The following is a 13,485-nucleotide window of genomic DNA, read 5'->3' as shown; positions in this document are numbered from 1 at the left end:
CGGCTCGCCCCTAAACCCCCAGGGGACCAAAACCAATCTGAGAGGAGCAATAGGGGGGTGCAAATCGATGGCTCAGGAGGTGTGCTATGAAGCGATTCCGCCGGATCGCGTTCTTCCTGGTGCTGGGCCTGACGCTGGGCGTTGCTCCGGTTCGCGCCTCTCCGCCGAAACCCCTGGCTCAGCAGGCGCTGCCGCGCAGCCTCTTCCCGCAGGAATTCCAATGAACGGAGGGCCCTATCACCAGTGTGGCAGACATCACCCACCCATTGAATAGGGAAAGTCTAAAATCCCCGGACCATCCCGCTTTGAGGTTCTCGGAAGGATATCATGTGTTTGCGGTGGTTCTGGGTGATCAGCCGTTCTCCGTTGGCGCAGTGGGCCATTTCCTTTATCGCTACGCCAACGAGGACTTGGCCCGCCAGGCCGCGGAAGCCCTGGCCCGGGAATGGAAACTCGCGCCAGGCCTCAAGCCGAGCCCTCACGGATGGGTCTTTGCAGGCCTCGATTCGGAGGGTTTCCCATTGTACGCTTGGATTCAGGTACGCGGGAGCGTGCTCAGTTTGCTCCTCGTGAATGGCCCCTCCACAAAAGGAATCTTTGGGCGGGCCGTCCAAGTGCTGTCCGCGCTTCGCTGAGCTCTCCGTAGGCATCTTCAGCAAGCCACCCCGAATCGCCTGAGGTTGAGGCCCTTCAAAAGTGCGCAGCGGTTGACTCCGGTTGACCAACCGCCGCGCTGTTCTCAAGTAGGAAAACCCACCGCGCGGCTCACCCCGCTGGTGCCTGTGTCCATCGCCGGAGCTCCGCGCGCAGGCGCTCGATCTCCGCCTCCCACCGGGCCTCCTGGAGCGCCGTCTGTTGATGCTTCCGGAAGGCCAGCTCAGCCGCCAGATGGTGCAGGCGCCCTAACCGCCGGAAGCCCTGGAAATCCCCTCGCAGCAACGCGCCCCCGCGAGCGGTGATCCGCCCGAAGAACGAAGCGCTCTCCCGGTAGACCGACTCCGGCAACACCCCTGCCTCCACCTCCTCCCGCAGGTACCGTCGGATCCATTGTCGCTCCCGGAACAGGCCGTAGATGGCGATGGCGAAAACCAACAGGGCGCCCATCCAGTCCACCGGCAGCCAGAGCAGACAGAAGATCGGCGATTGGGCGGCCTCCGTTACGGTGGCCACGGTGTTATGCAGCGCATGGAAGGCGATCGCCCCACCCAAGCCGAGGATCGGGGCCCCTATCTGCACCACGAGTGAGCGGGAGAGACGGGCAGCCGCGAACCCCAGCCCGGTGAGGGCGGTGAAGGCGGCGTGGTTGAGGCCGAAGAGGATCGCCCGGGCGATGAAGTTCCCAAACATCCCGGCCAGCCCCCTTGCCGAGGCGGCGCCCAGGAAATACAACACGTTCTCGGTCGCGGCGAAGCCGAAGCCCACCAGCGAGCCATACAGAAAGCCGTCGTAGAGGCTGTCGATCTCCCGCCGATAAAACAGAAAGAGCAGCAACACCAAAAGGCCCTTGAAGAGCTCTTCGGTGACCGGCGCCACGATGATGGAAGATATGACGCTCGCTGCCCCCTGGCCAAGCCCCGCGCCGAGGAGCAGCGTAGTGGGCAGCTGGGCGCACAGGGCTAACAACACCGTGGGGATGCTTCCCCACAAGAAGGCCACCGCGGCGAGCCAGAGGGGCTCCTTCTCAAAGCGGTCGAACCACCACACGAACAGCGCATAAAGCACCATCGGCCCGAAAGCTAAAAAGGGGATGAAACATAACGCAATAATGGGAAATCCACCCTGGCCTTCCATGTCCATTCCCTCCATCGGAGCTGCAGGTGAGGTATCCAACCGCCTCGACAGTCCTCCGAAGTCATCACGGAGCCCACGGGGATCCTCCAGGCCCGCCTCATCGGCGGCCCTTTTCAAAGCGCCCCCTTAAGTCAGCTGTCGCAACATCTCCCGCAGGCGCCGGATCTCGGCCTCCACCGCCGTCTCCCCTAAAGCCTGGCGCTGATGCTTCCGAAAGGCCAGCTCGGCCGCGACCTGGAGCTGCATCCCCCGCCGCCGCCACGCTCCTACATCCCCTTGCAACAACGGCCCCCAACGGTAAGCCAGCCGGGCAGTGGGGGAGCGGAGGGTCTCGTAAAGGGCCGCCGGCATCACCCCATCGCGCACCTCATCCGCCAGGTATCGGGCGACCCAGGCTCCCTCCCGAGCCATCCCGTAGGCCAAGATCCCCACCAACAGCAAAACCCCAGACCAGTAGATCACGGCCTCCAAGGCAGCGAGGTTAGGATTCCAGAAGGTGTAGGTCAGGGCCCAATTCCGCAAGATATGCAATCCGATGGCGACCAAGCCTCCCAGGACCGGCCCGGCCCAGCGCATCCCCCCGTGGCTGAGACGGGCGGCTGCGAAGCCCAGCCCCACCCACCCCGTGAAGAAGGCGTGGGCGAGGCCCAATAGCAGCGTCCGCTCTGCCGCCCCGATCAACCCCCAGTTTCGCGCCGGGGCGGAGAGGATGGTGTCGGCGGCCGCGAAGGCGAACCCCACCAGGGAACCGTAGAGGAAGCCATCGTACAGGCTGTCGATCTCCTGGCGGTAGAACAGGAACAATCCGATGAGGAAGAGGCCTTTGGCAATCTCCTCTGCGATGGGGAGGAGGATGGCGTTTCCCCAGAGGCCGCCCATCGCCCCTCCGAACAACGCGCCGCTCAGGCCGAGCAACGCCGGGCGGGCCAGCGCCGCCAAGATCATCGCCGGGATGCTTCCCCAGAAGAGGGCGGCTCCGATCAAGTGGAGGGGTTCTTTTTCATAGCGATCGAACCACCACACGAGGAAGAGATACAACCCCGTGGGGATCAGCGCGCTGATGCCTCCCAGCACAATGGCATTGATCGCTTGCGAACTCATCCCGCCCTCCTCACTGAGGCTGGTAGAAAAATACATAACGATAGGCGGACTCCCTGGTTTGCACAATGTAGCCAGCGAATTTAATCAACCCATCGGGCCGATAGGCGACAAACAACGCGCTCCCGGACGAGTGGCTGAAATATCCGGGCTCGTTGATCTCCCCATCCTGATCGAACTCGTCCGTATCGAAGTACACAAACTGAAACGGAGAGTTAATGGGCGTCGCCCCCTGGGGTGTAATGAGGATCCCCTGGAAGCTCTGAACGTTCGGGAAGAAGGGACACGGGAAGAAGGTGTAGGCCGGTTGTTCCACGAGGCGGCAGTTCTGATCCACCCGCACCGCACCCCCGTCGCTCTGCAAAACGACGGTCCCATCCCCTTGCGGGATCGCCTGGATCACCTCCCCAGGCCCCAGCTCCCGGCATTGGTTGGTGTTGAGGTCACAGGTATATCCACCCACCCGGGCGACCGTGAACCCGGATTGAGGCCCTGGGCCGGGCTGCGGGCCCGGTTGGGAACCCGCTTGGGGACCGGATTGCGGACCTGGTTGCGGGCCCAGTTGAGGGCCCGGCTGCGGGCCCGGTTGAGAACCCGATTGAGGGCCGGGCTGTGAACCGGGTTGAGAACCCGGCCGGGGACCCGGTTGCGAAACCCCAGGTCGTGGCGCGGGTTGGACAGGACCCCGGCTGCCCAAAGCGGGAAGGGCCAAGATCCCACATATGAACAACCCGACGCACGCCAGTCCAACCAGCGCCAGCCCCGCGCACCCTCCGCCGAGGGCCAACGGTAGGCGGCTGCCCGATCCGCTCCCTGCGCCGCTGCTCATCACGTTCCTCCTCATTCGGAGAATTCAACAAACGCAAAGAGGTCCGTTAGTGGCCCTTCGTCCTCACCCAAAGCGTATGCTCGAAGCGGGAACAACCTGTGAACAGAGGCCCTTCATCCCACCCGCCAGACCCCATTCCATGCTGCCCATAGCCCGATCCCCAAAAGCCATCCCCCCCATCGCCCAAGGCGGCCCTCCCTCCACGTCGCGGGGATCGCGGCCAGCAAGGCGCCCCCAAGGAGCAGGAAGAATTCCCCGCTGAGGAAATCCAGGGATCCGCGGGCGAACAGCCGCTCGAGGCCTGCTCCAGCCATCGGCAGCACAGGGAGCGGGATGATCCACGGGGCCACCCGGAAGGCCACTGCCCCGATCCCGATCCACGCCCGCTGGAGCCAACGCGCCCATTGGGGGCCCTCCGTAGGCAAGAGCGCCGACCCCAACCCGAACGCCATCGGGGTCAGCCACCGCGTGTCGATGGGAAGCAGCGAGGTCAGGGGGACCATCAGGGTATATCCCAACAGGAAGGGACGGATCGGCGAGCCCGTCCCGTCCACCCCGAGGGCGGCCTCGAGGGCCGTCAAGACCAGAAGCGGGAACCCCCACACGGCCGCTCCCAAGAGCGGCCAGATCGCCCCCTCACGGAGCAACCCCTCCGGGTCAAACAGGAAGCGGGCCATTACCAAGGTCATCAGCAGCAGAACGAGCGCGCAGATCGCCTCCAGGAGATCCTCCGCCTCCTCGGTGAGCTCCCGGATCCCCTTGAGGGGCTCCCAAATCCACCCCAAGCTGATCATCAGCCAGGGCCACCACTGCTGAGGGAGGTCGAGGTCGATGGCCTCAAAGAAAGATTGCCCAAACATCAGGAGGAAGGCGATCGTTCCGATGAGGAGGGAAAGATACTGAACCCCAAAGCGGGTTGGATCCATCCGCCGCCGCATCCATATTCCGGCGATCCCCAGAATCAGCACCGCCCCGGTCGCCGCCCGAGCCGCCAGATAGAGATCGGCTGGCCAACTCCGCACCATCCGCCATAGGGGTATGAAGAACAAAAGGACCCGCTCTCCCACCAGGCCGAGGCGTTCCCATAAAACCTCCCTCACAACCTCCGGCCACAGAACCAAGAACATCCAGACGCTCAGCCCCAAAACCACGAATGGTAAGCTCCGTAGCAGAGCCGGATAGCGACGGAAGATCTCCGCCCGCCGGCCATAGAAGCGGCCCAGCCGCCCGCCTTCTTCCACCAGGTTCGCTCCCAGCCACAGCCAAAGCGGGACGCTCCATCCCCATAGGCCAGCAACCCACCCCTGAAGGCCTTGAAACAAGGCGGCCGCATCCTTCCCCCACGCGACTTCATAGGGAAGAGTCAATCCGATCCATAGAAACCCACCGCGGGCCATCCGAGGGATCCGCGCCCGAGGCCAGAGGGGAATCGCCGCAAGGCCGACTCCCAGCGCCGTCTTGAGGGCAATGCTGAGCGACAGCCGATAAGCGGAAGGTAAGGGGAACTCGAAATGCGGGGGGAACTGAGCCAAGGCCAAGGCCCACAGGATCCGCCCGCGCCAGTCAGCCAAGGCGGATCTCGGATGCGCTCGCTCATACAGAAAGAGCGTGAGGAGAGGGATCCACGCGATCTCCAGCCCGGCTGCTCCAATCGGGGGTAGAGCGAAGTAATAGGCGGAATAGAGGGTGATCAGAAACCGGGCGATCGGAGAAAGAGCGGCGAAGGTGGTCAGGATGAGCGTCCACAGGAACGGCACCCAGAGGGCGAGGATACCGGTCCCAAGGGGCTGGGCGAGGAGATCCACGGCCTGTGCAGAGACGCCGAGCGTGGGAAGGAGAAGGCCGACGGCCATCCCGGCACTAAGGAGAAGCAGCCATCCCCACCCACGTCTCCCCAAGCGAAGCAGATCCGCGATCAACCCCACTCCACTGCGTTGGGATTCATAGATAAAAATCTGTACCGCATCCTGCAGGACGCGGTACGCCTCTGACCATCCATCCTCCACCCAGGCCTTCGGATGCCAGGATCGAGGTCCACGCGTCGTGCGCCCCATCTCGGATTCGTCCACTTCAGCGAAAATTCTCATTAACGATTCAGCCCGGCTACGTTCAGTTCGGAGCTCCTGTGGGGAGATGGAATGGCCCTTCACAGCCTCCAGGAGGAAACCGCTGGCCACCAGGAGCCCTATTCGCGTTCCGGTGCGTGCACCCCTTCATCGTCGCACCGTTCCCATCACCTGACCCTCCTCTCAGCCTCCCACGCAGCCGGGAGCGCGCCGCCGCAGGCCGGGCATCGGAGCCACGACGGCTCCACATCCCGGCCGCAATGTGGACATCGGAAGCGGACCAGCTGGCCACACCCCTCACACCGTGTCTCCCTAGGATCCAGGCGCTGCCCACAATGCGGGCAGCGGAAAGCCGTTCGTGCGCCGACGGCTGGGATCGCCGGTGGGGATCCCTCCAGAGTCTGCGCGATCCCCTGAGCCGCCTTCTCCACCTCATCCTGAACCCGAGCGGTGATCGAGGGGGCCGAGAGGGGAGGGGGTGTGGGGAGGGAGACACGCTGGAGCCCGGGGATCCATCCATAGAGCCACCCTCGGAACGCCGCGGGAAGCAGCCAGAAGTTCAGGGCCAACGAGAGGAGCAGGATTCCTCCCACCAATAGCCCGACGTTCCCCCCACCGGCCACAAAATACAACGCGAGGGCTCCTCCCCCCACTAGGAGCAGTCCCCCCATCAGCGCATGCCGGATCTTTTTCATGCGGCCCCTCCCTAATCGAGGTAGCCCCGGAGAGCCTGCGTTCAGAGATCTTGATCCGGCATCCCACGCCTACGCGCCGATCTTCGCCCCGCAGGCGGGACAGAACCGGGCTCCGGAGGGAAGCTCCGTCCCACAGGAGGGACAGAACCGATAAGCAACAACAGAGGAGGGCGTGGATGCCTCGCCGGATGTCGCGGGGGTAGAGGAAACCGCCGCCTCAAGACCGCCCACATATCGTTTGGCTTCTTGGTAGCGCTGGGCGGACCAAGCGGCCGCATCCACCGGCATGGCTGCGCCGGTGGCGATGAAGTGCTGGATGAACTCGAAGGTGCGCTTGGGCAGCTGGCTCTGCTGCCAGGCGCCATAGGCGGCGGTGAAGAGAAGCGGCCATAGGATGAACAGGCCGGCCCCCGCCGCGACCGCCTTGTCCACCCACTTCCCAGCCCCCACCTCGACGATCAGCTTGTCCCCCTCACGGCGCAGCGCCACGTTCAAGGCGGAGGAGACCCCCAGCAGCTTCCGCCATGTCTCCTCCTGACGGGCCTGGATCACCACGCCCCCTTGGGGCAGATCCAGCGCCTGCACCTCAAACTTCTCCGCCCGATACCAGTCCAACAGGGCCTGGACCAGGCGACCCATATCCAGATTCGGCGCATGGAAGACCTGTTGCTCCGACATGGCCCCTCCTTTATGGCTGGTTCTGGAGAAAGAGCGTGACCTGCATGGCGTTCAGCACCGCCAGCTCCAGCAGCAGACGGGTCACCTGCTCATGGAGGGCATCGGGAAGCTGAGGCTCGTCCCGCAGCAACGCGATCACCCGCTCCGCCTGGGCTTTTATCTCCTCAGCGGTCACCCGGCCATCGGCGATGGCCTGTTGCCAGGGCTCCATCCGATGGAGATAACGCTCGAAGAACAACGCATCCCCCTCCTCACCAAACCAGCTGATCCGAGCCATGAGCGCCTCCTGATCGGGATCTGGCTGCGTTCCCATCGATTGCCTGGAGGGCGTGCTTTCCCAGGGAGGGGTTAAAGCCTGCGTAGACGTTCCGCCTCCGCCATCCTTAGGATTCCATGAGCTGAGGAACAACTTGCGAACAAAACCCCAGCGGGGATTTGCTGTCTCTAATGGACATGCCTCAGATTCCCGGAGGAGGACAGACCGCGGGGTCGATGCAGCCTGGCACGTGGCGATGGGGTGGGATGAAAATCGGGGCACCTACGGGAGAGGGTGAGATGCAACCGCGCGGATGGGATGAACGCTGCGTATCGAGCGGGGCACAAAGCTTGCCTGAAAGGGCATCCACGAGGAGCCCTTTTTCACTCCAGCGGGGCAGCCTCAGGTCTCCCTTCCCAGTTTCAAGACCGCCAGGAAGGCCTCTTGAGGAACCTCGACGCGGCCGATCATCTTGAGGCGCTTCTTGCCTTCCTTCTGTTTCTCTAACAACTTCCGCTTGCGGGTGACGTCGCCTCCATAACACTTGGCCAGCACGTCCTTCCGCATGGCCTTGATGGTCGCCCGAGCGATGATCCGCCCACCCACGGCAGCCTGGATGGCCACGTCGAACAGCTGGCGGGGGATCACCTCCTTCAGCTTCTCCACCAGCGCGTGCCCCTTGTGATAGGCCTCATCCCGATGGACGATGAGGGCCAGGGCGTCCACCGGCTGGCCGTGGACCAGGATGTCCAGCCTCACCAGATCCCCCGCCCGATAGCCGATGAACGTATAATCCATCGAGGCATAGCCCCGGGTACGACTCTTCAGCTGGTCATAGAAATCGATGATCAACTCCGCTAGAGGCACTTCCGCCTCGATCATCACCCGCCGGGGATCCAGATAGGTCATGTTCTGATAAACTCCCCGCCGCGAGGTGATCAGATCCATCACCGGCCCGATGAATTCCGCCGGCGTGATGATCGTGACCTTCATCCACGGCTCCCGGATCTCCTCGATCAGAGAGGGATCCGGGAGATCCGAGGGGCGGGTGATTGTTTTCACCTGGCCGTTGCGCAGAACCACCTCATATTCCACGCTGGGGGCGGTGGCCACGATGTCCAGCTCATACTCCCGCTCCAGCCGCTCCTGGACGATCTCCATATGGAACATCCCCAGGAAGCCGCAGCGGAAGCCGAAGCCCAGGGCCTGGGAGGTCTCAGGCTGGAAAACCAAGGCCGCGTCGTTCAGCTGCAGCTTCTCCAGGGCCTCCCGCAGGACCTCGTAATCCTCCCCCTCCGCCGGGTAGAAGCTTGCGAAGACCATCGGCTTGGGAGGGCGGAACCCTGGCAGCGGCTCTGAGGCCGGGCGGTCCGCGGTGGTCAGGGTGTCCCCAACCCGGCACTCCCGGACGGATTTCAGGCCGGTAGCGACGTAGCCCACCTCGCCGGCCTCCAGGCGGCCTGTGGGAGTGAGCTCCGGGGTGAAGACTCCAATCTCCACAGGCTCGCTGACCACCCCTGTGGACATCACCATGATCTTCCGGCCCATCCCGATGGTCCCGTTGACCACCCGGACGTAAGCGATCACGCCCTTGTAGGGATCATAGTGGCTATCGAAGACCAACGCCTGGAGCGGCGCGTTCGGGTCCCCGCGAGGCGGTGGGATGCGCTGGACCACAGCCTCGAGGACCTCCTCTACCCCAATCCCCAGCTTGGCGGAAATCTGGAGGATCTCGGATTCAGGCACCCCCAGGAGCTCCGCGATCTCCCGGGCCACCTCATCCGGCCGGGCTGCAGGGAGATCGATCTTGTTGATCACGGGGATGAGGACCAAGTCGTGCTCCATGGCCAGATACAGGTTGGCCAGGGTCTGGGCCTCGATCCCCTGGGTGGCGTCCACCAGAAGGATCGCCCCCTCGCAGGCGGCCATGGCTCGGCCCACCTCGTAGGAGAAATCCACGTGGCCCGGCGTGTCGATCAGGTTCAGCTCGTAGGTCCTGCCGTCCCGCGCGGCGTACTGCATCCGGACGGCCGAGGCCTTGATGGTGACCCCCCGCTCCCGCTCCAAGTCCATCGAATCCAGCACCAGCTCCATTCCATTTCGGGGCTGGATCGTGCCCGTGCGCTCCAGGAGCCGGTCCGCCAAGGTGGTCTTGCCGTGATCCACGTGGGCGATGATGCAGAAGTTACGAATATGATCCAAGCTCATTTCCCCATTACTGCTCAGGATACGCGGTAGAGGGAGGGGTGGTCCCCAGCCCTCGAAGATGCCCATAAGGAAACTGCTTGAAAGCGCATTAGGTCATATCATGGAGAACAGCTCAGGCCGCCTCACGTCATGGGCCCTCTGGGCGAGTTCATCATAAACAGGGCCCGGTGACGATGTCAAATACCCGATCCCTCCGGCAATGAAATTCCATTTAAGGAGGCAGCGATGCTCCTACGCTGGCTGTTGCGGATCGGAATCGGCCTCGCGCTCCTATTGATCCTTCTCGCAGCGGGGAGCGCCCTTTGGTTCTACCAGGCCTCTCGTCGGCCCTTCCCCCAGATCCAAGGAACGATCTCCCTCCCCGGCCTTCGAGCTCCGGTCACAGTGATCCGCGATCGATGGGGAGTGCCCCATATCTACGCCTCCAACCTCCATGATCTGTTCATGGCCCAAGGCTTCATCCACGCCCAGGACCGCTTCTGGCAGATGGAGTTCTGGCGTCACATCGGGACGGGGCGGCTCTCCGAGATGCTGGGGAAGACCACGCTGAACCAGGACCGCTTCATCCGCACGTTGGGCTGGAACCGAGCGGCGCAGCAGGACCTCGAAGCCTTAGAGCCGGAGGTGCGAACTGTCCTGGAGGCCTACGCGGCCGGCGTGAACGCGTATCTCGAGCAGAACCGGGACCGCCTCCCCCTGGAGTTCACGCTCTTCCGCCTCTTCGGGCGGCGCTGGGAGATCGAGCCGTGGCAGCCGCTCCATACGGTGGCCTGGGCCAAGGTGATGGCGTGGGATCTGGGTGGGAACTGGGACGACGAGCTCCTCAACGCCCGCATCGTGGAGAAAATCGGCCCCGATCGCCTGGGCGAATTGGTGCTCCCGTATCCGGCGGACCGGCCGGTCATCGTGCCAACCTCCGTGGTGGAAACCCCACCCCCAGAGGACGCGATCCGAACCCTCCTGGACCTCGGACGCGAACTGGAGCGGCTCACCATGGGCGCAGGGCCGGATTCGGGATCCAACAACTGGGTGGTAGCGGGCTCCCGCTCGATCACGGGCAAGCCGCTCTTAGCCAACGACCCCCATCTCAGCATCCAGATGCCCAGCATCTGGTATGAGGTCGCCTTGCACTGCGAGCCGGTCACGCCGGAGTGTCCGCTCCAAGTCGCCGGCGCCTCCTTCCCGGGCGTCCCCGGCGTGGTCATCGGCCACAACGACCGCATCGCCTGGGGCGTGACCAACCTGGGCCCGGACGTCCAGGATCTCTATATGGAGCGGGCGAACCCGGACAACCCCTTGGAAGTGGAGTTCCAGGGGCGCTGGGAGCCGGTTCGGGTGATCACCGAGGAGATCCGCGTGGCCGGCCAGGCCGAGCCCGTTCGGCTCTCGGTGCGGGTCACCCGCCACGGCCCGGTGATCAATGACGTGGTGGAAGCCCTCACCCGCACCCAAACCCTCTATGCCTTCCGGTGGACGGCGCTGGAGCCTTCGCGGATCGTGCACGCGTTGTTGCGCCTGAACCAAGCCCGGAACTGGGAGGAGTTCCATGAGGCCCTGAAGGATTGGGACGTCCCTGGCCAGAACTTCGTCTATGCGGACGTCGATGGCCACATCGGCTATCAGGCCACCGGCCGCGTCCCGATCCGTGCCAAGGGGAACGGCCTGCTGCCCGTCCCGGGCTGGACCGGGAAGTACGAATGGACCGGATACGTGCCTTATGAAGAGATGCCGCGGCGGCTGGACCCGCCGGAAGGCTTCCTGGTCACCGCGAACAACGCGGTGGTCGATCCCTCCTATCCGCATTTCCTGGCAGCCGTGTGGGATTACGGCGATCGGGCGCAGCGGATCACGGATCTCCTGCGCACGAAGGAGCGACTCTCCGTCGATGACATGGCGGCGATCCAGAACGACACCTTCTCATTAGCTGCCCAGGCCATCGTGCCCTACGTGCTGAACCTCACCTTCGAGGATCCCCTCGCCCGTCAGGCGCAGGAGATCCTCCGGGCATGGGATTTCCGGGCTGTGCCGGATTCCGCGGGGCCCACAATCTTCGAAACCTTCCTGAAACACTTGCTCCACGAAGCATGGGCGGATGAGCTGGGAGAGGAGATCGTGCGGGAGCTGCTCACCGGCGGCAGCCACAACCGATACTGGGCGCGCTGGGCGCTGGCCCAACCGGATCTCTCGTGGTGGGACGACCATCGCACGCCGCAACGGGAGACTCGGGACGATATCGTGCGACGGGCCTTCGAACAAGGGGTGGCCGAGCTGCGGGCCCGCCTCGGGGATGATCCTCGGGCGTGGACGTGGGGGAAGGTGCACACCGCGACGTTTACCCATGGCACCTTGGGGCAGTCAGGGATCCGGCCGATCGAAGCGATCTTCAACCGTGGCCCCTATCCGGCTCCGGGGACCAGCGCGGCGGTGAACAACATCGGCTTTAACGTCCAAAAGGGGTTCGCAGTGCGCAGCTTGCCCTCTCTACGCTTCATCGCCTCGACCGCGAACTGGTCCGACAGCCGCTTCATCCACACTACCGGCCAGTCCGGCTTGCCCTACCATCCGCACTACGACGACTTCATCCCCATGTGGCTGAATGGGAATTACCACCCGATGCCTTGGGCTCGAGAGGAGGTGGAACGCGTGGCGGAGGGGGTTCTGATCCTGCAGCCGCGTTGATGAAAGATGGCATGCCTCGGGGCAGGCCAAGGCCTGCCCCTACAAAGGCCATTCGCATCCTAAGGTAGGGGCACCCCTTGGGGGTGCCCTGACGTGGGCGCCCTTGTGCGGGTGCCCCAAACGAGCAGGAGGCCTTCATGCGCGTGCTGATCACGGGAGGCACAGGGTTCCTGGGTCAGGCTCTCAGCCAGCGCCTGGCGGAGGCAGGGTATGAGGTCATCGTCCTCTCCCGGCGGCCCGAACGGGCGGTGCTTCCGCCAGGGGTGCGGGCCGTGCGGTGGGATGGGCGCTCCGCCGCGGGGTGGGAAGAACTGGTCGATGGAGCCTTCGCCCTCATCAATCTGGCCGGGGAAAGCATCGGGCAGCGGTGGACGGAAGCCGCCAAGCGGCGCATCCGGGAGAGCCGCCTGAACGCCGGTCGGGCCGTGGTCGAGGCGATCGCCGCTGCGCGAGCGAAGCCGCAGGTCCTTCTCCAGGCCTCCGCCGTCGGCTACTACGGCCCGCGAGGCGAAGAACAGCTCACGGAAGAGGATCCGCCCGGGGGCGACTTCTTGGGCCGGCTGGCCGTGGAGTGGGAGGCCAGCACTCAGCCCGTGGAGGCCATGGGGGTTCGCCGGGTCATCCTGCGCACCGGCTTGGTCCTAGACCGGGGCGGCGGTGCCCTGGCCCGTCTCCTTCCATGGTTTCAGTTGTTCCTTGGGGGGCCTATTGGGAATGGGCGCCAAGGGTGGTCATGGATCCATCGGGCGGATTGGGTGGAGGCGGTGAAGTTTCTGATGGAACGTCCGGAGGCCCATGGGCCCTATAACCTGACAGCCCCCCAGCCGGTGAGCAATGCCGAGTTCTCCCGGACCCTCGGCCGGGTCCTAAGGCGGCCGGCGTGGCTGCCAGCGCCGGCCTTCGCCCTGCGGCTGGTTTTCGGGGAAGGGGCCGATTTCCTGCTCACCGGCCAGTTTGTACTTCCCCGACGATTGTTAGAAGCAGGCTTCGTTTTCCGCTACCCCGATTTGGAATCGGCGCTGCGCGCCATCCTGGGGTGGTCTCGCTGAAGCCTTCGCGTTCCGCATCGGTCTGAGGATCTCCGGGGAAAGCCTTTCCAGCACTAGGGCTTTTTAATCTGAGACACGGAGGGTGATGAATGGGGGTTTGGGGGCGAGCCGGGCGCTTTCGGCGCCCGAGATCGGA

12 protein-coding genes are annotated in these 13,485 nt (G+C 64.3%); 4 read left to right on the top strand and 8 right to left on the bottom strand.

Annotation, left to right across the window (positions count from 1 at the left end):
- The first annotated feature begins 86 nt into the window (after window positions 1-86).
- Together ACFMO5_RS08535 and ACFMO5_RS08530 are read left to right on the top strand one after the other, a co-directional pair.
- Window positions 87-224: a hypothetical protein gene (locus ACFMO5_RS08535; RefSeq protein ID WP_376792326.1), complete on the top strand. Its 138-nt coding sequence runs from the start codon at window positions 87-89 to the stop codon at window positions 222-224.
- Window positions 225-329: 105 nt separating this feature from the next.
- Window positions 330-635, top strand: a complete 306-nt coding sequence (locus ACFMO5_RS08530) for a hypothetical protein (RefSeq protein ID WP_376792325.1) — start codon at window positions 330-332, stop codon at window positions 633-635.
- A gap of 130 nt (window positions 636-765) precedes the next feature.
- On the opposite strand, the gene ACFMO5_RS08525 is transcribed toward ACFMO5_RS08530, so the two are convergent.
- From ACFMO5_RS08525 to lepA, 8 genes are all read right to left on the bottom strand, one after another.
- Window positions 766-1,791, bottom strand: coding sequence for a PrsW family intramembrane metalloprotease (locus tag ACFMO5_RS08525; protein ID WP_376792324.1), 1,026 nt, complete (start codon window positions 1,789-1,791; stop codon window positions 766-768).
- 126 nt (window positions 1,792-1,917) lie between these two features.
- Window positions 1,918-2,892, bottom strand: a complete 975-nt coding sequence (locus tag ACFMO5_RS08520) for a PrsW family intramembrane metalloprotease (protein ID WP_376792323.1) — start codon at window positions 2,890-2,892, stop codon at window positions 1,918-1,920.
- Window positions 2,893-2,902: 10 nt separating this feature from the next.
- Window positions 2,903-3,292: a hypothetical protein gene (locus ACFMO5_RS08515; protein WP_376792322.1), complete on the bottom strand. Its 390-nt coding sequence runs from the start codon at window positions 3,290-3,292 to the stop codon at window positions 2,903-2,905.
- A gap of 539 nt (window positions 3,293-3,831) precedes the next feature.
- Window positions 3,832-5,772 carry a hypothetical protein gene (locus tag ACFMO5_RS08510; RefSeq protein ID WP_376792321.1) on the bottom strand — a complete coding sequence of 647 codons (1,941 nt, stop codon included), beginning with the start codon at window positions 5,770-5,772 and terminating at the stop codon, window positions 3,832-3,834.
- Window positions 5,773-5,951: 179 nt separating this feature from the next.
- Window positions 5,952-6,479, bottom strand: a complete 528-nt coding sequence (locus ACFMO5_RS08505) for a zinc ribbon domain-containing protein (protein WP_376792320.1) — start codon at window positions 6,477-6,479, stop codon at window positions 5,952-5,954.
- Between the two features lie 69 nt (window positions 6,480-6,548).
- Window positions 6,549-7,157: a zinc-ribbon domain-containing protein gene (locus ACFMO5_RS08500; RefSeq protein ID WP_376792319.1), complete on the bottom strand. Its 609-nt coding sequence runs from the start codon at window positions 7,155-7,157 to the stop codon at window positions 6,549-6,551.
- Between the two features lie 10 nt (window positions 7,158-7,167).
- On the bottom strand, window positions 7,168-7,434 hold the full coding sequence (locus ACFMO5_RS08495) for a hypothetical protein (protein WP_376792318.1): 267 nt from the start codon (window positions 7,432-7,434) through the stop codon (window positions 7,168-7,170).
- Between the two features lie 381 nt (window positions 7,435-7,815).
- A complete protein-coding gene (lepA, locus tag ACFMO5_RS08490; protein WP_376792317.1) occupies window positions 7,816-9,621 on the bottom strand; it encodes a translation elongation factor 4 in 1,806 nt (601 codons plus the stop codon).
- A gap of 225 nt (window positions 9,622-9,846) precedes the next feature.
- On the opposite strand from lepA, the gene ACFMO5_RS08485 reads away from it, so the two are divergent.
- Both ACFMO5_RS08485 and ACFMO5_RS08480 read left to right on the top strand, forming a co-directional pair.
- A complete protein-coding gene (locus tag ACFMO5_RS08485) occupies window positions 9,847-12,300 on the top strand; it encodes a penicillin acylase family protein (protein WP_376792316.1) in 2,454 nt (817 codons plus the stop codon).
- A 137-nt stretch (window positions 12,301-12,437) separates the two neighbouring features.
- Complete coding sequence (locus ACFMO5_RS08480) at window positions 12,438-13,349, top strand: TIGR01777 family oxidoreductase (RefSeq protein WP_376792315.1); 912 nt, start codon at window positions 12,438-12,440, stop codon at window positions 13,347-13,349.
- The last annotated feature ends 136 nt before the right edge of the window (window positions 13,350-13,485 follow it).

The organism is Thermoflexus sp., assembly GCF_042408365.1.
Lineage (GTDB): Bacteria > Chloroflexota > Anaerolineae > Thermoflexales > Thermoflexaceae > Thermoflexus.
Note: the sequence above shows the minus strand (reverse complement) of the source record. Positions and strands in the feature narration are given on the sequence as shown.